This window comes from Microbacterium sp. NPDC086615, assembly GCF_040686055.1.
GTDB lineage: Bacteria > Actinomycetota > Actinomycetes > Actinomycetales > Microbacteriaceae > Microbacterium.
The window spans coordinates 233,406-255,680 of the sequence record NZ_JBFBJJ010000001.1 but is presented as its reverse complement, the minus strand read 5'-3'; the positions used below and the strand labels follow the sequence as shown (position 1 = coordinate 255,680).

The window sequence follows — 22,275 nt, the reverse complement described above, 5'->3', positions numbered from 1 at the left end:
CGAGACACGCGCTCGCATTGGCAGATCAGTACTTCGCGAACGGTGTTGAAGGATCGTAGTCTCATTTGCTAATCCCCACATTATTCAACTACCACAAACGATACCTGAGGTGATGGTGCAAGACGCTGACGTTTGGCGCAAGTTCTCGTTTGATTACATTGACGACCCGGAGCTTGAAATTTTGACGGCGAGAATTGTGAATCAGAAGTTTATCATCGACGGCAAGATTGATTGGGCGCAGGCTTACAGTCTTGATTTGTTCCAGGTTGGTGGGCGCGCTCCGGAAAGGCGCCGGAAGCGACGACCCCGCGAGGCGCCGACCGAACTCTCGGTGCCAATCCGTCTTGTTGTCCCTTTTGCTCAGAGTTTTGACGTACAGGATCGAGCAAAGATAGGGATTATCGTTCCTGAACGATTCGAGTATGAAACGGACAGGGTCGAAATCGTCGGTTTAATGGAATGCGACATAACCGTTTGGGTCACGTCATCGCCGGATCCCTACTTCGAATTGGGGCCGCTCGAATCGGGCATCACAGGCAGTTGATCAGGTGCGTGCTGCGGGTGCCGTCGTCGACGACGGCGTTCGCGTACGACCGTGATGGCAAGACGACGACGGTGACGTTCAACGGTCAGGTGTATGCGGCGTCGTCGTTCGATGCGAAGCAGGGGCTTGCTCGGGTGGCGTACCTGGGCGGCTCGTCGCTGGGGGTCGCGTGGGAGGACAAGCGCGGCATGGCGGGGTCGCAACGCCGGCTTCTCCTCGAGGCGAGCGCCATACCAAAGGTTTGCGTGGTGACTAATTTCTTTTCGTGAGGGCGTATGAGCGAGAGAATATCGACGGGCAAAGATTACGAGGCGTTCTTGCGCCGAATCCGTGCAAAGGAGGGTCATAACGAAGGAACCTATGTCACGCTCTCTGCAGTTGTCCTGCCGCGAGTCCTGACCGCTCAACTCTGTAGCGCCAAGGACATGGCGACCGCAATGTATATTCTCGGCGCATACGTGTGGTCGGAGCCTACCGGCGAGCTGGAGGGTCTGCACATTCTCAGGGCAAGTGCTGACCTTGGTTCGGTTGACGCCGTGCGAGCGCTCGGAGACGCGCTAAATTGGATGGGTTTGTACGAAGAGTCGATCCCGGTCCTCGAGACTGCATTGCAAAACGAGCCCCACAATGCTCGTCTTCACGGGCTTCTTGGGCTTTCGATGTATGAGTTGCACTTGGATGAAGACGCACAGTTTCATTTAAGACCTGGTCTCCAGGCGGATCCGTCACTTGCGGTCCCCTTGGCCCAGATCCGACGTCGGGCCGGAGACGAGTCAGAGTACCGAGATCTCATCACGGAAGCGGCGCGCCTTAACGTCTACGGTGCGCACGTTCTTGCGGGCAACTTGTTGGCCGAGCAAGGAGACAACGATCAAGCTATGGAGTTGTATCGACTGGGGATCCTTTCGGGGGACGCCCATTCTGCTTTCAATCTTGCATGCTTGCTGTACGAAGCCGGTCGAATGGAAGATGCGCGACAGGAATTTGCCCTAGCGCGTGAAATGGGAGATCTTCGCATGTCCCCCTTCGATCAGATGGATGGCTAACCGCCGCGGAACAGGGCTATGGGTGCGAAGAGGTCAGGGTCTATGTTCGCTACCAAAAAAATAGTTGTGGCCAAGTATCAGCGCAATGAGAATGCTGTGAACAGGCACGGCAGGATCCACCGTCGGTCGACATGAGGCAACATGTCGCAACGACCACGGCAGCGGGGTCGAAAGTTTCGCTCGTGTGGGATGAATGCCGGTGCGACGGTGTTCTTGTCTCTGCCTGGTGGGGTGACGGTCGATGTTTCCGTCTCGGGTGCGGCGTCGTGGTCGTATCCGTCGTTGTAGGGTCACACGCTCACGACCGGGGATGGTGCGTCGGCGTCGGGTGTGCACGGGTATGACCCGTTCGGGCAGCCCCTCGATCCGGTGACCCTGGCGCTCGGTACGTCCGCGGCGAACGATGCGGGTTCGGTGCACGGGTCGACGGGGTGGCATCAGGGTGCGTAGAAGCTGACCGAGTCGGTGGACTCCTCGCTGCTGATCGAGATGGGCACCGATCCGGGCGTGCCGTCGTCCACCAAGACGTTCGCATATGACCGCGGCGGGTCTGACCAGCGCCTGCTCCGCGCGTCGCAGATTCGGAGAAGCGCACCAGATCCGGACGAAAGCGCTGAACCGATCCGATTCTGCTGACCATTTCCGGATCCATTGACCCCCGGCACCCCCCTCACTCCAGCAGATGCCGCAGATACCTCCCCGGCGCCTCCAGAAACCCGCGGTGCAACCGCACAAGATCCAGGTCTTCCCAGGCGCTCTCGCGGATGCCCCACTCGCCCAGCTCGAGGATCGTCGCGCCCGGCAGTGCGGCGAGGACGGGGGAGTGGGTCGCGCAGATCACCTGCGTGCCGCGGGAGCGCATGCGGTCGAGGGATGCCAGCCAGCGGAGCGTCGATGAGAACGACAGGGCCGCCTCGGGCTCGTCGAGGCACGCGAGGCCGGCGACGTAGCGCTCGTGGTCGAGCACCTCGTCGAGGAGGCTGTTGAACGACTCGCCGTGACTCATCTCGTGGAGGCGCAGGGCGTCGCCCCCGACGAGGTCCTGTCGCCACGAGTAGTAGCTGTGCATCGTCTCGGCGCGCAGGAAGAATCCCCAGCGGGGTGCGCGGGGACTCCGCTCGACGCGCAGCCACTCGCCGAGCGGGCTCTCGGTGCGCCGCGTCTCGCCGCCGCCGTTCGTCGACCCGCCCTCGGCGGGGAGCCCCGCGGCCTCGGCGATGCCCTCGATCAGGGTCGATTTGCCCGAGCCGTTCTCGCCCACGAGGAACGTCACGCCCGGTCCGAACTCCCAGCCCTCACCCTCGGCGACCTCGAGGAACTGCGCGACCGCGGGAACCGTCGCCGGCCACGCGGCCCGATCGACCGGGGCGTCGCGGAAGACCTTGACCCGCTGCACGGGCCGCGGGTCGTGCAGCCACTCGTCGCCGCGGGTCACGTCGTCAGACCCAGGTCCGCAGCCAGTTGTGCAGGCGCCAGAACTCGTACGGGACGGGCAGCCCCGCCCACACGGGGTACCAGAACGCCGAGAGGGCGACGCACAGCACCAGGAACCCGACGACGAACGCCTGCCCGCCGGCCCTCGACCCGCCGCGCATGCCGCGGGAGACGTCGCGCAGCGCGAACGCCAGCGCGAGCACGAGGAACGGCAGCATCGCCACCGTGTAGAACTGGAAGATCGTGCGCTCGGGGTACAGCAGCCACGGTACGTAGGTGGCGGCGAGGCCCGTGAGCACGAGCGCGTATCGCCAGTCCCGCACGAGCACGAAACGCACGAGTAGATACACGGATGCCGCGACCCCGGCCCACCAGATGAGCGGGTTCGCGAGGCTCGAGATCGCTTCCGTGCACCCGCTCGGCAGACCGCACCCGTTGACGCCGTAGTCGTCCTGGTGCCAGTACATCGACGTGGGGCGGATGAGGAAAGGCCACTGCCACGCGGGGCTCGCGTAGGCATGCGGGGTCACGAGGCCCACGTGGAACTTGTACATCGCCTCGTGATAGGCCCACAGGCTCTGCAGGGGCGCGGGCACCCACGACCAGAGGCCGGCGGACGCCACCGGCGTCGAGCGCATCCAGCCGCCGTCGGTGAACAGCCATCCCGACCAGCTCGACAGGTAGACGAGGGCGGCCACGGGCACGAGCAGCACGAACGAGGCGAGGCCCTGGCGCACGGCATCCATCGGCCATTGACCGATTCCGGCGCGTCGTCGGGCGAGGGCGTCGGTCACCACGGCGTAGATACCGACGGCGGCCAGCACGTAGAGACCCGACCACTTCACGGCCGTGGCGGCTCCTGCGGCCGCGCCGGCGGCGATCAGCCACGGGCGGTTCCACAGGATCGGGCCCCACATCGGGGCCTCGCCCTCGCGAGCGACCCACAGCGCGGCCCACCGATCGGCCGTACGCCGATGATCGAGGGCGACAAACCAGAACGTCAGGACGACGAAGAACGTGAGGAAGATGTCGAGCAGCGCGATCCGGCTCAGCACGATCCCGAGTCCGTCGATCGCGAAGAGACCGGATGCCACGGTCGCCAGCGGAATGGACCGGGTGAGCGTGCGCGCGACGAGGTAGATCAGCAGCACCGTCGCGGTGCCGAAGACGGCCGCAGCGATGCGCCAGCCCGTCGCGGAATCCGCTCCGAAGAGCGCCATGCCGGCGCCGATGAGGACGCGTCCGAGCGGGGGGTGCACGACGTAGCTGCCGATGCCCGTGAAGATGTCGGTGTCGCCGGCGGCGAAGCGTTCGTCGGCCTTGTCGGGCCAGGTCGAGGGGTAGCCGAGGACCCACTGGCTCCACGCATCTTTGACGTAGTAGGTCTCGTCGAACACGAGCTGGTGCGGGTTGCCGATGTCGATGAGACGCAGCACCGCTGCGACCAGCGTGACGAGGGCGGGCGCCAGCCAGCTCCAGAGGCGCAGACCGCGCGGGTCGGCGAGCAGCGCGTCGCGCCAGCGGTCGAGGCGCGTGCGCTCGACCGCTGGGAGCAGAGGAGAGAGGTCGGTGCTCACGCGCCCCAGCCTAAGGTGGAACGGTGATCATCCTTGCGGCCACCCCGATCGGCAACCTGGGTGACGCCTCGCGCCGCCTGATCGAGGCGCTCGAGAACGCCACGGTCGTGGCCGCCGAAGACACCCGCACGACGCAGCGCCTGCTCTCGGGTCTCGGGGTCGAGAACCGTCCGCGGCTGATCGCCCTGCACGACCACAACGAGAAGAAGCGTGCGGCCGAACTCGTCGAACTCGCGCGCGAAGACGACCTCCTCGTGCTCAGCGACGCCGGCATGCCGACCGTGAGCGATCCGGGCTTCGGCCTGGTCGCGGCCGCCGCCGCCGCAGGCGTCACGGTCACCGCGTTGCCGGGTCCGAGCGCCGTGGTCACCGCCCTCGCGGTCGCGGGGCTGCCCACCGACCGCTTCGCCTTCGAAGGCTTCCCCCGCCGCAAGCCCGAAGAGCGTCGCCGCGCGTTCGCGCAGCTGGCGTCGGAGGAGCGCACCCTGGTGTTCTTCGAATCGCCTTCGCGGTTGGCATCCACTCTCGACGACCTCGCCGCGACCTTCGGCGCCGATCGCTCCGCGGCGGTCTGCCGCGAGCTGACCAAGCTCTACGAAGAGGTCAAGCGGGGCACTCTCGCCGAGCTCGCCGCGTGGGCGGCTGACGGGGTGCGCGGCGAGATCGCGATCGTCGTCGGCGGCGCCACGGCGCGCGAGGTGGCGTTCCCGGATGCCGTGACCCAGGTGCTCGAACTCGTGCGCGGCGGCACGCGGCTCAAAGAAGCGGCGGCCGAGGTCGCGTCGCTCACCGGTCACTCGTCGCGCGAGCTCTACCAGGCGGGGCTCGCGGTCAAGCGTTGAGCGGCCCCGCGCTCGTCACACGGTCTGCCGTGTTGGTGCCTCCCCGTAGAATCCTGGGGTGACTTCCGGCCGATCCTTCTACATCACGACGCCGATCTACTACCCGAGCGACGTCCCCCACATCGGCCACGGCTATACGACCGTGGCCGTGGACACGCTCGCGCGCTGGCACCGCCAGGCCGGTGACGACACCTGGATGCTAACCGGCACCGACGAGCACGGCCAGAAGATGATGCGTGCCGCGGCCGCGAACAACCACACCCCGCAGGAGTGGGTCGACAAGCTCGTGGGCGAGTCGTGGTTCCCTCTGCTGAAGACGCTCGACGTCGCCAACGACGACTTCATCCGCACGAGCCAGCCCCGTCACGAGGAGCGCGTCGCCAAATTCGTGCAGGCGCTCTACGACCGGGGCTACATCTACGCCGGCGAGTTCGAGGCGCTCTACTGCGTCGGGTGCGAGGAGTTCAAGACCGAGGCCGAGATCGTCGACGGCGAGGGTCCCTTCGAGGGACTCAAGGTCTGCGCGATCCACTCCAAGCCCCTCGAGCTGCTGCAGGAGAAGAACTACTTCTTCAAGCTCAGCGAGTTCCAGGACCGCCTGCTCGAGCTGTACAAGACCGAGCCCGACTTCGTGCGCCCGGAGTCGGCGCGCAACGAGGTCGTCTCCTTCGTCAAGAACGGTCTGAAAGACTTGTCGATCTCGCGGTCGACGTTCGACTGGGGCATCCAGGTGCCCTGGGATGACGCGCACGTCATCTACGTGTGGGTCGACGCGCTGCTCAACTACGCCACGGCCGTCGGCTACGGCAACGACCCCGAGCAGTTCGCGCGCCGCTGGCCCGCCTATCACGTGGTCGGCAAAGACATCCTGCGCTTCCACGCCGTCATCTGGCCCGCGATGCTCATGGCCGCGGGCCTCGAGGTGCCGCGCGGCGTGTTCGCGCACGGCTGGCTGCTCGTGGGCGGCGAGAAGATGTCGAAGTCGAAGCTCACCGGCATCGCCCCGACCGAGATCACCGACGTCTTCGGCTCCGACGCGTACCGCTTCTACTTCCTGTCTGCGATCGCGTTCGGGCAGGACGGCTCCTTCTCGTGGGAAGACCTCTCGGCGCGCTACCAGGCCGAGCTGGCCAATGGCTTCGGCAACCTGGCATCCCGCACGATCGCGATGATCGAGCGGTACTTCGAGGGCATCGTGCCGCCCTCGGGCGAGCCGACCGAGATCGACCTGGCGATCCAGCAGACGGTGGCGGATGCCGCGACGAACGCCGATGCGGCCATCGAGAAGTTCCGCATCGACGAGGCGATCGCGGCGATCTGGACGATCGTCGACGCGCTCAACGGCTACATCACCGACAACGAGCCGTGGGCCCTCGCGAAAGACCCCGAGAAGCGCGAACGCCTCGGCACCGTGCTCTACACCGCCGCCGAGGGACTGCGCGCGCTCGCCGTGCTGCTGTCGCCGGTCATGCCCGTCTCGACCGAGAAGCTGTGGGTCGCGCTGGGCGCCGCCGAGAGCATCGGGCGACTGCACGACCAGCCGCTGCGCGACGCCGGAGAGTGGGGCGTGCTGCGTCCCGGCTCGTCGGTCAACGGGCTTTCGCCGCTGTTCCCGCGCGTCGAGCAGGCGTGAGCACGTCGGCCCCGGATCCCGCGGCGGTCCCTGAGCGCGCGGCGGTCCCTGAGCTTGTCGAAGGGTCCGCCCCCGGCGCCACCCCGGTCGAGCGGCCCCGCGGCACCATCGAAGGCGGCGACCCGAGCCAGTACGTGCGGGAGCGCTCGACCGATGGCCGGCGCGACGTGAGCTACCCGCCGGCGCCCGAGCCCCTCGGCATCCCGGTCTATGACAACCACACGCACCTCGAGATCGAGGACGGCCCTTCGACGGGCTCAGGGACCATGCACGGTTTGTCGCTGGATGAACAGCTCGAGCGCGCCCTCGCCGTGGGTGTGCACGGCGTCGTCCAGGCCGGCGGCGACGTCGACTCGTCGCGCTGGTCGGCGTGGGCGGCCGCGACACATCCGCGTGTGCTCGCCGCCGTGGCGATCCACCCGAACGAGGCTCCCGTCTACGAACGCGCCGGCGAGTTGGATGCCGCGATCGCGGTCATCGACGAACTCGCGGCCGCTCCGCGCGTGCGGGCGATCGGCGAGACGGGGCTCGATTTCTTCCGCACCGAGGCCGATGGCATCCCGGCTCAGCTCCGCTCGTTCGAGGCGCACATCGCGCTCGCGAAGAAGCACGGGATCGCCATGCAGATCCACGATCGCGATGCCCACGACGCCGTGCTCGAGACCCTCGAGCGCGTCGGCGCACCCGACAAGACCGTGTTCCACTGCTTCTCCGGCGATGCCGAGATGGCGCGGATCGCCGCCGACCGCGGCTACTACCTCTCGTTCGCCGGCAACGTCACGTTCAAGAACGCGCAGGACCTGCGCGACGCCCTCGCGGTGACCCCCCTCGAGCGCATCCTCGTCGAGACCGACGCCCCGTTCCTGACGCCCGCGCCCTACCGTGGGCGCCCGAACGCCCCGTATCTGATCCCTGTCACTCTGCGCTTCCTCGCGTCCGAGCGGGGGATGGATGCCGACGAGTTCGGCGCGCAGATCGCGGCGAACACGATCGAGGTCTACGGCGAGTTCTGACGCCGCCACGACGAAGGCCGGCACCCCGCGGGATGCCGGCCTTCGAGTTTTGGATCGAGCTCAGCGCTTCTCGTCGTCGAGACGGGCTTCTTCGGCGCGCTCCAGACGGTCCTTCTCCTTCTGGGCAGCCTCGCGCTCCTCGCGGATCTCTTCGTGCGACTTCGAGTTGTTGGTCATGTTTCGGTCCTCTCAGGCGGTTTTCTTCGGTTTGCGGACGAAAAGTGTCTCGGTCTGCTCGAGCTCCATGCCCTTGGTCTCGGGGATCTTCCACAGGACGAAGACGAACGACAGGGCGGCGAAGAACGCGTACCCGCCGTAGGTGATCGCGAGCGACCAGTCGGCCAGCTGCGGGAAGGTCCACGAGACGAGGAAGTTCGCGAGCCACTGCGCACCGGCGGCGACACCGAGTGCCTTTCCGCGGATGCGGCTGGGGAAGATCTCACCGAGCAGCACCCACACCAGCGGACCCCACGAGGCGCCGAAGCCGACGACGAAGAGGTTCGCCGCCACGAGGGCGACCGGTGCCCAGATGCCCGGGAGCGAGACGTCCTGGCCCGAGCCCGTGGCGAACGAGAACGCCAGGGCCATCGCGCCGAGCGACAGGGCCATCAGTGCGGACCCGACGAGCAGGAGCGGCTTGCGGCCGACCCGGTCGACGAGCCAGATCGCGATGAGAGTCACGAGCACGTTGGTCACCGAGGTGATGACGCCGATCAGCAACGAGTCGCTCTCGTCGAAGCCGACCGCGCGCCAGAGGCTCGTGGAGTAGTAGAAGATCACGTTGATGCCGACGAACTGCTGGAACACCGACAGGATGATGCCGATCCACACGATCGGCTGAAGACCGAGGGCCTTGCCGGCGAGCGACGCCCCCTTGTTCTTGCGGTCGGTCTCGATCGCGCTGGTCAGCTCGTTGATGGTCTTGTCGAGGTCGGCCGGCGGCACCAGGCGCGCGAAGATCGCGCGGGCTTCGTCGGCGCGCCCGCGCGCGAGCAGGAAGCGCGGAGACTCGGGCATCGTGAAGGCGAGAAGGCCGTAGACGGCGGCGGGGACGACGCCGACGAGGAACATCCACCGCCAGGCCTCCAGGCCCCACCAGAGCTGGTTGTCGGCCGTGCCGCCCGCGGCACCCACGAGGAGCGCGTTGCTGAGCAGGGCGGCGAAGATGCCGAGCGTGATCGCGAGCTGCTGCAGCGATGCGAGGCTGCCGCGGATCTGCCTCGGCGCGACCTCGGCGATGTAGGCCGGGGCGACGACCGAGGCGATGCCGATACCGAGACCGCCGATGACGCGCCAGATGGTCAGGTCCAGGACGCTGAACGTCAGTGCCGACCCGATCGACGACGCCAGGAAGAGCACGGCGCCGACCATCATGACCTTGAGGCGACCGAAGCGGTCCGACAGGGCACCGGCGGCGATCGCGCCGATCGCGCACCCGATGAGGGCGATCGCGACGACGAAGCCGGTGAGGGTCGGCACCTTCGTGTACTCGGTCTCGATCGACTGGACCGCGCCGTTGATGACGGAGGAGTCGAAGCCGAAGAGGAACCCGCCCACCGCGGCGGCGACCGAAAGCACGATGGCTCTTCGACCGAAGGGGCTCCGCATGGTGAAAGAGTTGGCGGGTATCGACTGCGTCTGACTCACCCGCTCAACGTACTCCTGTCACCCGGCGGGTGGCGGGAGGCTGACTACAGTGGAACAATGCCCGTTTCCCTCCTCGGTGCCGCCGAGATCCGCCGACTCGCCACCGAGCTCGACGTCACCCCGACCAAGAAGCTCGGGCAGAACTTCGTCGTCGACGCGAACACGGTGCGCAAGATCGTCCAGGTGGCCGGGGTCTCGGCATCCGACCGTGTCGTCGAGATCGGGCCGGGCCTCGGTTCGCTCACGCTCGCGATCCTCGAGACGGGTGCCTCGGTGGTCGCGGTCGAGATCGACCACCGGCTCGCGGAGCGACTGCCCGTCACCGCCCGGGCCCACGACGTCCCCGCGGACCGTCTCACCGTGATCGACGCCGATGCTCTCCGCGTCGACTCGCTCCCGGGCGAGCCGGGCGTGCTCGTCGCGAACCTCCCGTACAACGTCTCGGTGCCCGTGCTGCTGCACTTCCTCGAGACGTTCCCCTACCTGCGCAGCGGGGTCGTCATGGTCCAGGCCGAGGTGGGGGAGCGCCTCGCCGCCCCTCCCGGCTCGAAGGTCTACGGCGCCCCGAGCGTCAAGGCCGCCTGGTACGGCTCGTGGCGGCTGGCGGGCACGGTGTCGCGTCAGGTCTTCTGGCCCGTCCCGAACGTCGACAGCGTGCTGGTCGCTTTCGAACGGGATGCCGAACCCCGCGGCACCGAGGAGCACCGGCGCCGAACGTTCCAGATCGTGGATGCCGCCTTCCAGCAGCGGCGCAAGATGCTCCGCCAGGCGCTGTCCGGCGTTCTCGGTGGAACCGCAGCCGAGGCCTCGCTCCAGCTTGAGCGGGCAGGCGTCGACCCCACTCTCCGCGGCGAGCAGCTGACGGTCGACGACTACGCGCGTATCGCGGCTCTCTGAGGCGGCCGGCTCGACGCTGAGCCGTCACCCGGTGCCCTCGTGCCGTTCATGGTTCATCTGCATGATCGGTGGGGCCCGTGAAGCCTCGTGGGGCTCCAGCGCGTCGAGCGGAGCGATCGCTCCTGCATCCTGACCACCTCGACCGCCGCGGCCCGCCGCTCGCGCGCCAGCGCACGCCGGGCGACGAGCGGCCGCAGGTGAAATTCTCACCGTGTTCATCGCGCGTTCCCGAAACATGCCTGTAACATTCCAGGGCAAGCCGGGAGCATCACGCCGGTCGCGAGGTCGTACCCGACGACCCGAGAGGAACGAGATGCGTTACGCCGAGTACCCCCGAGCCGAGAGGGTGCTGCTGCACCTGAGCGACACCCACCTGCGCGCCGGCGGGGCGCCGCTTTACGACGACGTCGACTCCGAGGCGTATCTCGCCCGCGCGGTCGCGGCGATCGAGGCCTCCGGGGTCCGCCCCGATGCCCTGGTGTTCACGGGAGACCTCGCGGATTTCGGCGAGGCCGATGCCTACGACCGCGTGCGCGCGCTCGTCGAACCGCTCGCGGAGCGTCTCGACACGCGCGTGGTCTGGGTCATGGGGAACCACGACGACCGTGCGACGTTCCGCTCGCATCTGCTCCCCGGCGACGCGGCCGATGCCACGGCACCCGTCGACCGCGTCGACGAGTTCGACGGTCTGCGCATCGTCACGCTCGACACGTCCGTCCCCGGTGCCCACCACGGCGCGGTCACCGCCGACCAGCTCGCCTGGCTCGCGGACGTGCTGTCGACGCCCGCCCCGCTCGGCACGATCCTCGCCGTGCACCACCCGCCGGTTCCGAGCGTGCTCGATCTCGCCGCGTCGGTGGAGTTGCGCGACCAGCGGAGCCTCGCCGCCGTGCTGCGCGGATCCGACGTCCGCACGATCCTCGCCGGACACCTGCACTACTCGACGTTCGCCACGTTCGCCGGTATCCCGGTGTCGGTGGCCTCAGCCACCTGCTACACGCAGGACCTGATGGTTCCCGTAGGTGGAACCCGCCCCCAGGACGCGGCGCAGGGCTTCAACATCGTGCACGTCTACGACGAGACCATCGTGCATTCCGTGGTGCCGCTCGCGACCAGCGACGCCCTCCAGTACGTGGATGCCGCCGAGTCGCAGCGGCGCCTCCGTGACGCCGGCATCGAGGTCCCGGCGAACCGCGGACTCAGTGGGCGGGTGTCGCCGCCGACGACGCCGTTGCCGGTTCTGCGCTGACGCTCGTCTTCTCCCACGGGGCCGCGATCGGGAAGTAGCGCTCGAGGCACGCGCGGAGCGCGGGCACCCGCACCTCCTCGGGGATCTCGGGCACACTGCCGTCGTTGAGGCAGAACATGTCGGTGTCGCGGCGCGAGACGAGACGCTCCATCGTGCGCAGCGAATCGAGCTGCGTCGTCTGGACGTAGCGCGTGCGCGGCTCGGTCGTGACGACCGCGCGGCCCGTGGCCAGCGCGTAGTAGTGGTAGAGGCTGTTCGTGACCGAGATGTCGGTGGCCGAACGGAAACGGCTCGCGGCCGTCCGCGCGTAGTCGTCGGCGAACTCCTGCTCGAGCTCGAACGCCACGGAGCGGCGCAGCGGCGTCGCGCAGTGCTCCAGGTCGAGCGTGATCACCCGGCCGAAGCGCTCCTTCAGCAGCGCCCGGTTCACGCGCAGACCGTTGTCGTGGCCCGAGCGGTCCACGTGCGGGGCGCCGCTGCCGATCCGGATGCCGCTCTCGACGAAACGGCTCACGCCGCCGCCGCTGAAGAACAGTTCGGGGGTGACGGGGCGACCGAAGAACATGTCGTCGTTGCTGTAGAGGAAGTGCTCGGCGAGCCCGGGGATGCGGTGAAGCTGCGCCTCGACGGCGTGCGAGTTGTGCGTCGGGAGCACCGAGGGGTCGGCGAAGAACTCCTCGCTGCGCACGATCGTGACCTTGGGGTGGTCCGCGAGCCACTCCGGGGTCGGGGAGTCGGTCGCGATGAAGATGCGGCGCACCCAGGGCGCGTACATGTGGACGCTCCGCAGCGCGTACCGCAGTTCGTCGACCTGTCGGTAGCGGGCGGCGTTGTCGTCGCCGTCGCCCACGACGTAGCCCTGCATGCGCGCGGCGCGCTGCCGCTGGAACTCGCTCGACGACCCGTCGACCCACGAGAACACCATGTCGATGTCGCCGACGAACTCTTTCGGGTGCGGGTCGAACATGCCCGCGACCGTCTGCCACCGGCGGCCGTAGCGCTCGATCTCGACGAGGTCGAGGTCGGCGCGGGCGAAGCGGCGACGGGTGAGGGCGCTCGGGCGCGGAGCCTCGATGGTCTTCTCGCCGAACCGCCAGAACTCCAGCCGCGGAGCGAGGGCCGCGCCGTACCGGTACGAGCCCTCGGTCGAGGTGCGCGGACGGAAGACGGCGTACGCCTCCACCGAGCCGGGGGAGGGGGCGACGCTGTGAGCGGGGACGGGGTCCTCGCCACGCGCCTTGAGATAGATCGGACCCAGCTCGGGGTCGCGCAGAGCGGCGAGAGCGGCATCCGCGTCGACCGTGTCGACGACGAGCTTCGGGCGACGGTTGGCGTCGCGAACGAGCATCACGGAGACGCCGGCGGCCTCGACGGCCTCGGCGACGGCCAGCAGGTCGTCGCGCTCGGCATCCGAGGGGGTGGATGCGTCGTCGATGACGTGCAGGATGCCGTCCAGCATCCGGATGTCGGATCGCGAGAGGAGTGCCCGCCAAGGATCGGTGTCGATCGGAAGGGGAACGATCGAGCGCATATGCGGCCTCCTCGGGGTCGATGGTGGATCCGTACACCGTAGATACTCGGCGTTACGGGAGCGTTTCGGCATCGGGGCCGAAGCAGGGGGATGGGCGCGCTACTGTCGAAGAGTGACTGATCCCGCTCGATTCGGCCCGGACGTACCTGACCTTCACCGGCCTTACAGCGCGCGGGATGCGCGATATTCCAGTGTCGCATACCGGCAGGTCGGTCGGAGCGGCCTCTTCCTCCCCCCGATCTCCCTCGGATTGTGGTGGAACTTCGGCGACAACGTGCCCTTCGACCGCCAGCGCGAGGTGCTTCGTCACGCGTTCGACCGCGGCATCACGCACTTCGACCTCGCGAACAACTACGGCCCGCCGTACGGCTCGGCCGAGACGAACTTCGGCCGCATGATGCGCGAGGACTTCGGCCGGTATCGCGACGAGCTGATCATCTCGTCGAAGGCCGGCTACGACATGTGGCCTGGGCCCTACGGCAACTGGGGATCGCGCAAGTACCTCCTGGCGAGCGCCGACCAGTCGCTGAAGCGCATGAGCGTCGACTACGTCGACATCTTCTACTCGCACCGCGTCGACCCGGTGACCCCCATCGAAGAGACGATCGGCGCCCTCGATACGCTCGTCCGGCAGGGCAAGGCGCTCTACGTCGGCATTTCGTCGTACAGCGCCGAGCGCACCGCCGAGGCCGCCGCCGTGGCCCGCTCGCTCGGCACGCCGCTGGTGATCCACCAGCCGTCGTACTCGATCCTCAACCGCTGGGTCGAGGACGGGCTCACCTCCACGCTCCGGCAGGAGGGCATGGGCGCGATCGCCTTCACGCCCCTGGCGCAGGGGCTCCTCACCGACAAGTACCTCGGCGACGGTCAGGCCGACCGCTCCCAGAAGCGTTCTTCCCTGCCCGACCGGATGCTGACGGATGCCGCCCTCTCGGCGCTGCGGAGCCTGAACGTCATCGCGAAGGAGCGCGGGCAGACCCTGGCGCAGATGGCGCTGCAATGGGTGCTGCGCGATAAGACCGTGGCATCCGCCCTCATCGGCGCCTCGCGGACGCAGCAGCTCGACGAGAACCTCGCCGCGCTCGAGGGCCCGGCGTTCGACACCGAAGAGCTGGAGCGCATCGACGCGCTGTCCGAGGCCGCCGACGTCGACCTCTGGCGGGCGTCGTCGTCATCATGAGCTCCGCTGAATCGGTCCGCGTCCGTGCCCCGGGCAAGATCAACGTCTTCCTCGAGGTCGGCGACGTCAAGGACGACGGCTACCACGATGTGGCCACGGCGTACCAGGCCGTTTCGCTCTACGAGGAGATGACCGCCACCGCGGCCGACGATTTCACGCTCGAGGTGTCCGCGCGGGGTCCCGTCGACATCGACGGGGTGCCCACCGACGACCGCAATCTGGCGGTGCGGGCGGCCCGTCTGCTGGCCGAGACCGCGGGGATCGATCGCGGGGTGCACCTCTCGATCGTCAAGGCCGTGCCCGTGGCCGGCGGCATGGGAGGCGGCTCCGCGGACGCAGCGGCGGCTCTCGTCGCGTGCGACGCCCTCTGGGGGCTCGGGATGCCGACCTCGGAGCTGGTGCGCCTCGCGGCCCAGCTCGGAGCCGACGTGCCGTTCGCCCTGCTCGGCGGGACGGCGGTCGGAACCGGGCGCGGCGACGAACTCAGTCCCGCCCTGGCCCGTGGCCGTTTCGACTGGGTCCTGGTGCCGAACGAGATCGGCATGTCGACCCCCGTGGTCTACGGCGAGCTCGACGCGCATCGCGAGCGCCACGCCGTCGACATCGGACCGGCGCCCCGGGTGCCCGCGGTGGCACCCGAGATTCTCCACGCGCTGCGCCAGGGCGACGCCGAAATGCTCGCCGCCTCGCTGCGCAACGACCTGCAGGCGCCCGCCCTCCATCTCCGCCCCGACCTCGCGCGGATTCTCGAGCGCGGCGAGAGCTCGGGGGCCCTCGCCGGCCTGGTCTCCGGGTCGGGGCCGACGCTCGCGTTCCTCGCGGCCGACGAGGAGTCGGCGATCGATCTGCAGGTCACGTTGAGCGCCGCCGGGCTCGTCGCGTTGCACGTCCACGGGCCTGTCGGCGGCGCCCGCGTCCTCTGACCGACCCGCACCCTAGACCAGCCCGTCACACGGGGCAATGTTCGTTTTGCGCAGCATCCGCCCGGTTAGCCTCTCGGGAGGTGGTCGATCCACCGCTGGGCGCCGTGCCCGCGGGACACCACGAGAGGGGTTCGCCATGAAGGCAGTGCTCGACGGCGTCGTGATCGCCGAAGCCGACCGCGACGACGTGGTGTCGATCGAGGGCAACTGGTACTTCCCGCCGCGCGCTGTGCGCGAGGGCGCCCTGAACGAGAGCCCCACTCCGTACACCTGCCCGTGGAAGGGCGAGGTGCAGTACTGGAACGTCTCGCTCGACGGGGCGGAGCTCGCCGACGGCGCCTGGTCGTACCCCGACCTGCGCCCCGGCGCCGTGGAGCGCGTCGGCACCGACTTCGCCGGCTACGTGGCTTTCGACCGCAAGGTCGTGGTCTCCGACTGAGGTCGGGCACAGCATGATCGAGTTCTCGACCGTCTCGAAGGTCTTCCCCGACGGCACCCGCGCCGTCGACGACTTCAGCCTCGTCATCCCTTCGCGCAAGACGACCGTGCTGGTCGGATCCTCCGGCTGCGGCAAGACGACGCTGCTGCGGATGATCAACCGGATGGTCGAGCCTTCCGCCGGCACGATTTCGATCGACGGCGACGACATCGGGGGAAAGCCTGCGGTGCAGCTGCGCCGCAGCATCGGCTACGTCATGCAGAACTCCGGTCTCCTGCCGCACTTCACCGTCGCCGACAACATCGCCACCGTCCCCGTGCTCCAGGGACAGAGCCGCAAGACCGCGCGCAAGCGGGCGCTCGAGCTCATGGAGACCGTGGGCCTCGACACCGCGATGGCCGACCGCTACCCCAGCCAGCTCTCCGGCGGTCAGCAGCAGCGCGTGGGCGTGGCCCGCGGGCTGGCCGCCGACCCCAACATCCTCCTCATGGACGAGCCGTTCGGCGCGGTCGACCCGATCGTCCGCGACGAGTTGCAGCAGGAGCTCCTGCGCCTGCAGAGCGAGATCGGCAAGACCATCGTCTTCGTCACGCACGACATCGACGAGGCGTTCCTCCTCGGCGATCAGGTCGTGATCCTCGAGAAGGGCGCCCACATCGCGCAGGTCGGCTCTCCGAGCGAGATCGTCGAGAACCCGGCATCCGACTTCGTGGCGAGCTTCATCGGTGCCGTCAAAGGCAAGCGCGCCCTGCACCTCAAGCAGACGTCACGCGGGACGGTCGTTGTGGATGCCGAGGGGCGCACGCAGGGCGCTCTCGTGGAGGACTCCCACCCGTGAACTGGGTCGTCAACAATCTCGAGCTGATCGGGGAACTGACCCTGGTGCACCTGCGTCAGAGCCTCATCGCCCTGGTCGTCGGCTTCGTCGTGAGCATTCCGATCGGGTGGGTCGCGTGGCGCTATCGCCTCGTCCGCAGCAGCGTGATCACGATCACCGGCCTGCTCTACACGATCCCCTCACTCGCCCTTCTGATCCTCGTCCCCGTCATCACCGGCTGGTACAGCATCATCAGCGAGAACAACCTCGTCGTCGCGCTCGCGATCTACGCGGTGGCGATCCTCGTTCGCGCCGTCGCCGACGGCCTGGATTCGGTGGATGCCGGGGTGCGCCAGGCGGCCACGGCGATCGGCTACGGGTCGTTCCGTCGGTTCTGGGCGGTGGAGTTCCCGCTCGCCGGTCCCGTGGTGCTCGCGGGGCTACGTGTGACCTCGGCCAGCACGATCGCGCTCGCGACGGTCGGCATCCTCGTCGGCATCCAGAACCTCGGTTACCTGTTCACGAACGGCCTCCAGCGCCGCATCATCCCCGAGGTGTTCGCCGGGGTGATCGCGGTCGTGGTGATCGCTCTCGTCGTCGATCTGCTCCTCGTTCTCGCCGGGCGTCTGCTCATGCCGTGGACGCGGGGTGCACGGACCGTGTCGCGCATCTCCAACCGCACGCTGGTGAAGGCATGAACCTCATCGGCGAGGCGTTCGCGTGGATCTTCTCGGGCGATCAGAGTCCCTACGACCCGCTCGGCACGGCGCTGGGCGTGCAGCTCGTGTACACGCTCATCGCGGTCGTCGTCGCGGGGGCGATCGCCATCCCGCTCGGCTGGTTCATCGGTCACACCGGCAAGGGACGCGAGACCGCGGTCGCGATCTCGGGGGCGGCGCGCGCGATCCCATCGTTCGGCCTGCTGATCCTGCTGACGCTGCTCCTCGGGGTGCTGCACAAGCCCGAGGCGGCGGTCATCTCGTTCGTCATCCTCGCGATCCCTTCGCTCCTCGCCGGCGCCTACACGGGCCTCGAGGCGATCGACCGTCGCGTGATCGACGCGGGGCGCTCGATGGGCATGACCCAGATGCAGGTCTTCTGGCGCATCGAGGTCCCCCTCGGGCTGCCGCTGCTGGTCGGCGGCATCCGCGCCGCGACCCTTCAGGTGCTGGCCACGGTCACGATCGCGGCCTACATCGGCCTCGGCGGGCTCGGCCAGTACATCGTGGCCGCGATTCCACTCCGCCGCTTCGACATGCTCATCGGCGGCGCGATCCTCGTCGCCGCGCTCGCGCTCGTCACCGACGGGCTCTTCGCCCTTCTTCAGCACCTCGTGGTGCCCCGCGGCATCCGTGTCGCCGGTGCCGCCCAGCCCCGGCGACGCTCAGCCCGCCGTCGCCGTGCCGAAGCTCTCGCCGTGGGATCGCCCGCAGCGCCCCCGGCGACCCCCTGATCCATCCGATTCCCGAATCACCAGAAAAGAGAGCACCCATGTTCACAGCACGAACCCGGAAGGGCCTCGGCCTCTTCGCCGGCCTCGCGGTCGCCTCCCTCGCCTTCGCCGGTTGCAGCGGCGGGTCGAGCGACCCCCTCAGCAACGGCGGCGGCGACGCCTCGGCCTCGTCCGCCACGATCGTCGTCGGCTCGCAGGCGTACTACTCGAACGAGATCATCGCCGAGATCTACGCCCAGGCCCTGGAGGGCGCGGGCAAGACGGTGACCCGCCAGTTCCAGATCGGTCAGCGCGACGCCTACATCCCGTTGCTCGAGGACGGCACCGTCTCGGTCTTCCCCGAGTACACCGGCAACCTCCTGCAGTTCTTCGAGAAGGACACCACCGCCCGCACCTCGGAGGACGTCTACAAGGCGCTGCCCGCCGCCCTTCCCGAGGGCCTCGAGGTCCTCGACCAGTCGCCCGCGACCGACCAGGACTCGTACACCGTCACCAAGGCCTTCGCCGACGCGAACGGCCTCACTTCGATCGCCGACCTCGCCAAGGTGACCTCGGGTCTCACCCTCGGAGGCAACCTCGAGCTCGCCGAGCGCCCCTACGGGCCGACGGGTCTGCAGTCGACCTATGGCGTCAGCGTGCAGTTCTCGGCCACCGGCGACACCACGGTCGACGACCTCGTCGCCGGCACGGTCCAGGTCGCGAACGTCTACACGGCCGACCCCCGTATCAAGACCGACAACCTCGTCACGCTGACCGACCCCAAGGGGTTGTTCCTCGCGTCGAACGTCGTGCCGGTCGTGAATGCGAACATTGCGCCCGAGGTGTCCGACGTGCTGAACAAGGTCAGCGCGAAGCTCACGACCGAGGGCCTCGTCGCACTCAACGTCGAGTCCAAGGTCGACCAGAAGTCGTCCGCCGACATCGCGAAGGAATGGCTCTCGGCCAACGGCCTCTGAGCCTCTCCGCTCCGACGGGGTCGTCCGGTTCGCCGGGCGACCCCGTCGTCGTTTCCGGATGCCGGGAGCACCACGCGCGCCGGGGGCCGGGCACCGCGTAGCCTGGGACGGATATGGCACATCTGCTCGGGGGCGAAGCCCTGCACCTGGAATACCCGACCAAGGTCGTCTTCGACTCCGTCTCGCTCGGCGTGAACGAGGGCGATCGCATCGGCATCGTCGGTCGCAACGGCGACGGCAAGTCGAGCCTGCTCGGCATGCTCGCGGGCATCCGCGAGCCCGACGGCGGTCGCGTGACGGTGCGCGGGGGAGTGACCGTGGGCGTCCTCGATCAGCAGGACACGCTCGACGACGACGACACCATCGGCCACGCGGTCGTCGGCGACCGCGCCGAGCACGAGTGGGCGGGAGACGCGCGCACGCGTGATGTGATCGCGGGGCTGCTCGGCGACCTGCCGTGGGACGCGCGTCTCGGCGACCTCTCCGGCGGCCAACGACGCCGCGTCGCGCTGGCGAGGCTGCTCTCAGGCGACTGGGACGTGCTGTTCCTCGACGAGCCCACCAACCACCTCGACGTCGAGGCCATCACCTGGCTCGCCGGGCACCTCAAGAAGCGCTGGGCGCCGAGTTCGGGCGGACTCCTGGTCGTCACGCACGACCGGTGGTTCCTCGACGAGATCTGCAACACCACGTGGGAGGTGCACGACCGCATCGTCGAGCCCTTCGAGGGCGGTTACGCGGCGTACATCCTGCAGCGTGTCGAGCGCGACCGCCAGGCGGCATCCATCGAACAGCGTCGGCAGAACCTCGCCCGCAAAGAGCTCGCGTGGCTGCGCCGCGGCGCGCCCGCCCGCACGTCGAAGCCGAAGTTCCGCATCGACGCCGCGAACGAGCTCATCGCCGATGTTCCGGAGATCCGCGACAAGGTGGCGCTGCAGTCGCTCGCGGTCGCACGCCTGGGCAAGGACGTCGTCGATCTTCTCGACGCGGGGGTGTCCTACGGCGACCACGTCGTGCTGAAAGACGTCGAGTGGCGCATCGCGCCGGGGGAGCGCACCGGCATCCTGGGCGTCAACGGCGCGGGGAAGTCGACGCTCCTGAACCTCATCACAGGATCGCTCGAACCCACCAGCGGACGCGTGAAGCGCGGCAAGACGGTCAAGGTCGCCACGTTGACCCAGCGTCTGGACGAGCTCGACCAGCACCTGAACGACCCGGTGCGCGTCGTCATCGCGGGGCTCCGCACCACGTACTCCTTCGGCGCGGGGTCGAAGGCGCAAGAGCTGACCCCGGGCCAGTTGCTCGAGCGCCTCGGGTTCTCGAGCGCGCAGCTCTCGACGCCGGTGAAAGACCTCTCGGGCGGACAGAAGCGGCGTCTGCAGCTCCTGTTGATCCTGCTCGACCAGCCCAACGTGCTGATCCTCGACGAGCCGACCAACGACCTCGACACCGACATGCTCGCGGCGATGGAAGACCTGCTGGACTCGTGGTCCGGCACGCTCATCGTCGTCTCCCACGACCGGTACTTCCTCGAGCGCGTCACCGATCAGCAGTACGCGATCCTGGATGCCAAGCTCCGCCACCTCCCCGGTGGAGTGGACGAGTACCTGCGGCTCCGGGCACTTCAGGATGCCGAGCCCTCGCGGTCGACGGCGGCTGGGGCCGCGGCATCCAGGGGCCTCCAGGGCGCCGACCTTCGCGCGGCGCAGAAGGAGGCATCCGCCACCGAGCGCAAGATCGAGAAGCTGCAGCAGCAGATCGACCGGGCCAAGGCGGCGCTCGCCGAGCACGACCAGGGCGACTACGTCGGTCTCGGCAAGGAGATGCAGCGCATCTCGGGTCTCGAGGCCGAGCGCGACGAGCTCGAGATGCGGTGGTTCGAGCTCACCGAGGCGATCGGCTGACCCGCGGCGCCGAGGACGCGCGTCAGTGCACCATCGTCTCGAGCACGACGATGAACACCCCGAGCACGGCGGTCGACAGGGCTCCGACGAGACGGAACACGAGCCGGGATCCGCGGCGACGGTAGGCGTTGTAGCCGAGGATCGCGAGCACGATGATCGTTGCCAAGGCGGTCCAGTCCGAGGCGTCGTCGACCGAGGCGTTCGTCATCCCCGCCCACACGAGGCAGAGCGCGGCGGGCAGCGACGCGTAGAGCATTCCGGCGGCGTGCCGCATCGCCTCGCGCGTCGAGTGGCGCAGGCCGTGCGTACCGTGCTCGGTCAGGGTGTGAGCGAAGACGTGGGCGATGTAGAAGACCAGCAGGGGGAAGACGGATGCCCCGAGCAGTTCCCAGGGTGAGTCGGCGTGGTCGTCGGCGATCGTGATGAACGACGCGTAGACGATGAGGCCGTAGATGGCCGCGGGGGAGCGGAAGCGCACGTCGAGCCACGCTTTGAATCGGTCCCACATGGTGGCGGCCGCGGCGGTGTCGGTCACGCGTCGAATCCCATGCTCAGCTTGCGCAGCAGGGTGGCCAACCGGTCGCGGTCGCTGCGCGACAGGCCGTCGAGAAGCAGCGCTTCGGCGTCGACCAGGCGGGTGATCGCGGCGTCGACACGCACACGGCCGTCGTCGGTCAGGGTCACGAGAATGCTCCGTCCATCGCCGGGGTCGGATTCGCGCCGCACGAACCGGCGGGCGACGAGCCGGTCGATGCGGTTGGTCATCGTGCCGCTCGAGACGAGCGTCTGCTGCAGGAGTTGCTTCGGGCTGAGCTGGTACGGCTCGCCCGCGCGCCGCAACGCCGAGAGGACATCCCACTCCCACGACTCGATGTCACTGCGGCGGAAGGCTTCCTTCCGGGCGATGTCGAGGTGACGCGAGAGGCGCGCGACGCGCGAGAGCACCTCGAGGGGAGAGAAGTCGAGGTCGGGGCGTTGGCGCATCCAGGCGTCGACGATGCGGTCGACCTCGTCGCTGTCCCGGTTCGTGCTCACGGTCTCATTATGGCGAGAGCGTGCGGCGCGCCGACGCGCGGCTGACGGGTCTGGCAGACTTGACCGGTGCCCGCGGGCACGGTCCGCCGTGGTGTAACGGCAGCACGACAGCCTTTGGAGCTGTTAGGTCTAGGTTCGAATCCTGGCGGCGGAGC

The 22,275-nt window shown here is 68.4% G+C and carries 22 protein-coding genes and 1 tRNA gene; 17 read left to right on the top strand and 6 right to left on the bottom strand.

Annotated features, from left to right (window positions below; all coding sequences use genetic code 11):
* Positions 1–109: 109 nt before the first annotated feature.
* Genes AB0O24_RS01235 through AB0O24_RS01225 form a run of 3 tightly spaced genes read left to right on the top strand, consistent with a single transcriptional unit; the run spans position 110 to position 1,590 of the window.
* A complete protein-coding gene (locus AB0O24_RS01235) occupies positions 110–544 on the top strand; it encodes a hypothetical protein (RefSeq protein ID WP_363371942.1) in 435 nt (144 codons plus the stop codon).
* An 8-nt stretch (positions 545–552) separates the two neighbouring features.
* Positions 553–813: a hypothetical protein gene (locus AB0O24_RS01230; protein ID WP_363371940.1), complete on the top strand. Its 261-nt coding sequence runs from the start codon at positions 553–555 to the stop codon at positions 811–813.
* Positions 814–819: 6 nt separating this feature from the next.
* Positions 820–1,590, top strand: a complete 771-nt coding sequence (locus AB0O24_RS01225; protein WP_363371937.1) for a hypothetical protein — start codon at positions 820–822, stop codon at positions 1,588–1,590.
* A gap of 670 nt (positions 1,591–2,260) precedes the next feature.
* On the opposite strand, the gene AB0O24_RS01220 is transcribed toward AB0O24_RS01225, so the two are convergent.
* Together AB0O24_RS01220 and AB0O24_RS01215 are read right to left on the bottom strand one after the other, a co-directional pair.
* Positions 2,261–3,025, bottom strand: coding sequence for an AAA family ATPase (locus tag AB0O24_RS01220; RefSeq protein ID WP_307385726.1), 765 nt, complete (start codon positions 3,023–3,025; stop codon positions 2,261–2,263).
* Between the two features lie 4 nt (positions 3,026–3,029).
* Positions 3,030–4,601, bottom strand: a complete 1,572-nt coding sequence (locus AB0O24_RS01215) for a phospholipid carrier-dependent glycosyltransferase (RefSeq protein WP_363371934.1) — start codon at positions 4,599–4,601, stop codon at positions 3,030–3,032.
* A gap of 23 nt (positions 4,602–4,624) precedes the next feature.
* On the opposite strand from AB0O24_RS01215, the gene rsmI reads away from it, so the two are divergent.
* The 3 genes from rsmI to AB0O24_RS01200 all read left to right on the top strand — a co-directional run bounded on the left by rsmI (position 4,625) and on the right by AB0O24_RS01200 (position 8,089).
* Positions 4,625–5,443 (top strand): 16S rRNA (cytidine(1402)-2'-O)-methyltransferase, encoded by an 819-nt coding sequence (rsmI, locus tag AB0O24_RS01210; protein WP_363371932.1) that lies wholly within the window; start codon positions 4,625–4,627, stop codon positions 5,441–5,443.
* 58 nt (positions 5,444–5,501) lie between these two features.
* Positions 5,502–7,076 carry a methionine--tRNA ligase gene (metG, locus tag AB0O24_RS01205; protein ID WP_363371931.1) on the top strand — a complete coding sequence of 525 codons (1,575 nt, stop codon included), beginning with the start codon at positions 5,502–5,504 and terminating at the stop codon, positions 7,074–7,076.
* A 107-nt stretch (positions 7,077–7,183) separates the two neighbouring features.
* Positions 7,184–8,089, top strand: coding sequence for a TatD family hydrolase (locus AB0O24_RS01200; RefSeq protein WP_363372224.1), 906 nt, complete (start codon positions 7,184–7,186; stop codon positions 8,087–8,089).
* Positions 8,090–8,278: 189 nt separating this feature from the next.
* Here the strand turns inward: AB0O24_RS01200 and AB0O24_RS01195 are convergent, their stop codons facing one another.
* Positions 8,279–9,697, bottom strand: coding sequence for a sugar porter family MFS transporter (locus tag AB0O24_RS01195; protein ID WP_363372221.1), 1,419 nt, complete (start codon positions 9,695–9,697; stop codon positions 8,279–8,281).
* A gap of 96 nt (positions 9,698–9,793) precedes the next feature.
* On the opposite strand from AB0O24_RS01195, the gene rsmA reads away from it, so the two are divergent.
* Both rsmA and AB0O24_RS01185 read left to right on the top strand, forming a co-directional pair.
* Entirely contained in the window at positions 9,794–10,633 is an 840-nt protein-coding gene (gene rsmA / locus AB0O24_RS01190) for a 16S rRNA (adenine(1518)-N(6)/adenine(1519)-N(6))-dimethyltransferase RsmA (protein WP_275801765.1), read from the top strand.
* A 313-nt stretch (positions 10,634–10,946) separates the two neighbouring features.
* A complete protein-coding gene (locus AB0O24_RS01185) occupies positions 10,947–11,882 on the top strand; it encodes a phosphodiesterase (protein WP_363371929.1) in 936 nt (311 codons plus the stop codon).
* Here the strand turns inward: AB0O24_RS01185 and AB0O24_RS01180 are convergent.
* Positions 11,833–13,413 (bottom strand): stealth family protein, encoded by a 1,581-nt coding sequence (locus AB0O24_RS01180; protein WP_275801767.1) that lies wholly within the window; start codon positions 13,411–13,413, stop codon positions 11,833–11,835. The genes AB0O24_RS01185 and AB0O24_RS01180 overlap by 50 nt on opposite strands.
* 112 nt (positions 13,414–13,525) lie before the next feature.
* On the opposite strand from AB0O24_RS01180, the gene mgrA reads away from it, so the two are divergent.
* From mgrA to AB0O24_RS01140, 8 genes are all read left to right on the top strand, one after another.
* Positions 13,526–14,593 (top strand): L-glyceraldehyde 3-phosphate reductase, encoded by a 1,068-nt coding sequence (mgrA, locus tag AB0O24_RS01175; RefSeq protein WP_363371926.1) that lies wholly within the window; start codon positions 13,526–13,528, stop codon positions 14,591–14,593.
* Positions 14,590–15,516 (top strand): 4-(cytidine 5'-diphospho)-2-C-methyl-D-erythritol kinase, encoded by a 927-nt coding sequence (locus tag AB0O24_RS01170; protein WP_275801769.1) that lies wholly within the window; start codon positions 14,590–14,592, stop codon positions 15,514–15,516. The genes mgrA and AB0O24_RS01170 overlap by 4 nt, the downstream gene beginning before the upstream one ends.
* Positions 15,517–15,652: 136 nt before the next feature.
* On the top strand, positions 15,653–15,955 hold the full coding sequence (locus AB0O24_RS01165) for a DUF427 domain-containing protein (protein WP_013586035.1): 303 nt from the start codon (positions 15,653–15,655) through the stop codon (positions 15,953–15,955).
* Between the two features lie 13 nt (positions 15,956–15,968).
* Entirely contained in the window at positions 15,969–16,793 is an 825-nt protein-coding gene (locus AB0O24_RS01160; protein WP_275801770.1) for an ATP-binding cassette domain-containing protein, read from the top strand.
* Positions 16,790–17,470, top strand: a complete 681-nt coding sequence (locus AB0O24_RS01155; RefSeq protein WP_275801771.1) for an ABC transporter permease subunit — start codon at positions 16,790–16,792, stop codon at positions 17,468–17,470. The genes AB0O24_RS01160 and AB0O24_RS01155 overlap by 4 nt, the downstream gene beginning before the upstream one ends.
* Positions 17,467–18,225, top strand: a complete 759-nt coding sequence (locus tag AB0O24_RS01150; protein ID WP_275801772.1) for an ABC transporter permease — start codon at positions 17,467–17,469, stop codon at positions 18,223–18,225. The genes AB0O24_RS01155 and AB0O24_RS01150 overlap by 4 nt, the downstream gene beginning before the upstream one ends.
* A 38-nt stretch (positions 18,226–18,263) precedes the next feature.
* Positions 18,264–19,181 (top strand): ABC transporter substrate-binding protein, encoded by a 918-nt coding sequence (locus tag AB0O24_RS01145; RefSeq protein WP_275801773.1) that lies wholly within the window; start codon positions 18,264–18,266, stop codon positions 19,179–19,181.
* 113 nt (positions 19,182–19,294) lie between these two features.
* On the top strand, positions 19,295–21,085 hold the full coding sequence (locus AB0O24_RS01140) for an ABC-F family ATP-binding cassette domain-containing protein (RefSeq protein WP_363371921.1): 1,791 nt from the start codon (positions 19,295–19,297) through the stop codon (positions 21,083–21,085).
* A 22-nt stretch (positions 21,086–21,107) separates the two neighbouring features.
* Here AB0O24_RS01140 and AB0O24_RS01135 read toward each other — a convergent pair whose 3' ends face one another.
* The gene (locus AB0O24_RS01135; RefSeq protein ID WP_275801775.1) at positions 21,108–21,620 is read right to left on the bottom strand and encodes a hypothetical protein; all 513 of its coding nucleotides are present in this window, start codon (positions 21,618–21,620) and stop codon (positions 21,108–21,110) included.
* Positions 21,617–22,069 (bottom strand): MarR family transcriptional regulator, encoded by a 453-nt coding sequence (locus tag AB0O24_RS01130; protein ID WP_050901880.1) that lies wholly within the window; start codon positions 22,067–22,069, stop codon positions 21,617–21,619. Before AB0O24_RS01130 ends, AB0O24_RS01135 begins: the two co-directional genes overlap by 4 nt.
* Before the next feature lie 133 nt (positions 22,070–22,202).
* On the opposite strand from AB0O24_RS01130, the gene AB0O24_RS01125 reads away from it, so the two are divergent.
* Positions 22,203–22,274: transfer RNA gene (locus AB0O24_RS01125), tRNA-Gln, on the top strand.
* Position 22,275 lies beyond the last annotated feature (1 nt).

Bases quoted from the DNA above. Each gene is read 5' to 3' on its own strand.
- AB0O24_RS01225 (WP_363371937.1), top strand. From the start codon at position 820: ATGAGCGAGAGAATATCGACGGGCAAAGATTACGAGGCGTTCTTGCGC.
- AB0O24_RS01195 (WP_363372221.1), bottom strand. From the start codon at position 9,697: ATGCGGAGCCCCTTCGGTCGAAGAGCCATCGTGCTTTCGGTCGCCGCC.
- rsmA (WP_275801765.1), top strand. From the start codon at position 9,794: ATGCCCGTTTCCCTCCTCGGTGCCGCCGAGATCCGCCGACTCGCCACC.
- AB0O24_RS01185 (WP_363371929.1), top strand. From the start codon at position 10,947: ATGCGTTACGCCGAGTACCCCCGAGCCGAGAGGGTGCTGCTGCACCTG.
- AB0O24_RS01180 (WP_275801767.1), bottom strand. From the start codon at position 13,413: ATGCGCTCGATCGTTCCCCTTCCGATCGACACCGATCCTTGGCGGGCA.
- AB0O24_RS01170 (WP_275801769.1), top strand. From the start codon at position 14,590: ATGAGCTCCGCTGAATCGGTCCGCGTCCGTGCCCCGGGCAAGATCAAC.
- AB0O24_RS01165 (WP_013586035.1), top strand. From the start codon at position 15,653: ATGAAGGCAGTGCTCGACGGCGTCGTGATCGCCGAAGCCGACCGCGAC.
- AB0O24_RS01160 (WP_275801770.1), top strand. From the start codon at position 15,969: ATGATCGAGTTCTCGACCGTCTCGAAGGTCTTCCCCGACGGCACCCGC.
- AB0O24_RS01150 (WP_275801772.1), top strand. From the start codon at position 17,467: ATGAACCTCATCGGCGAGGCGTTCGCGTGGATCTTCTCGGGCGATCAG.
- AB0O24_RS01145 (WP_275801773.1), top strand. From the start codon at position 18,264: ATGTTCACAGCACGAACCCGGAAGGGCCTCGGCCTCTTCGCCGGCCTC.
- AB0O24_RS01140 (WP_363371921.1), top strand. From the start codon at position 19,295: ATGGCACATCTGCTCGGGGGCGAAGCCCTGCACCTGGAATACCCGACC.
- AB0O24_RS01130 (WP_050901880.1), bottom strand. From the start codon at position 22,069: ATGCGCCAACGCCCCGACCTCGACTTCTCTCCCCTCGAGGTGCTCTCG.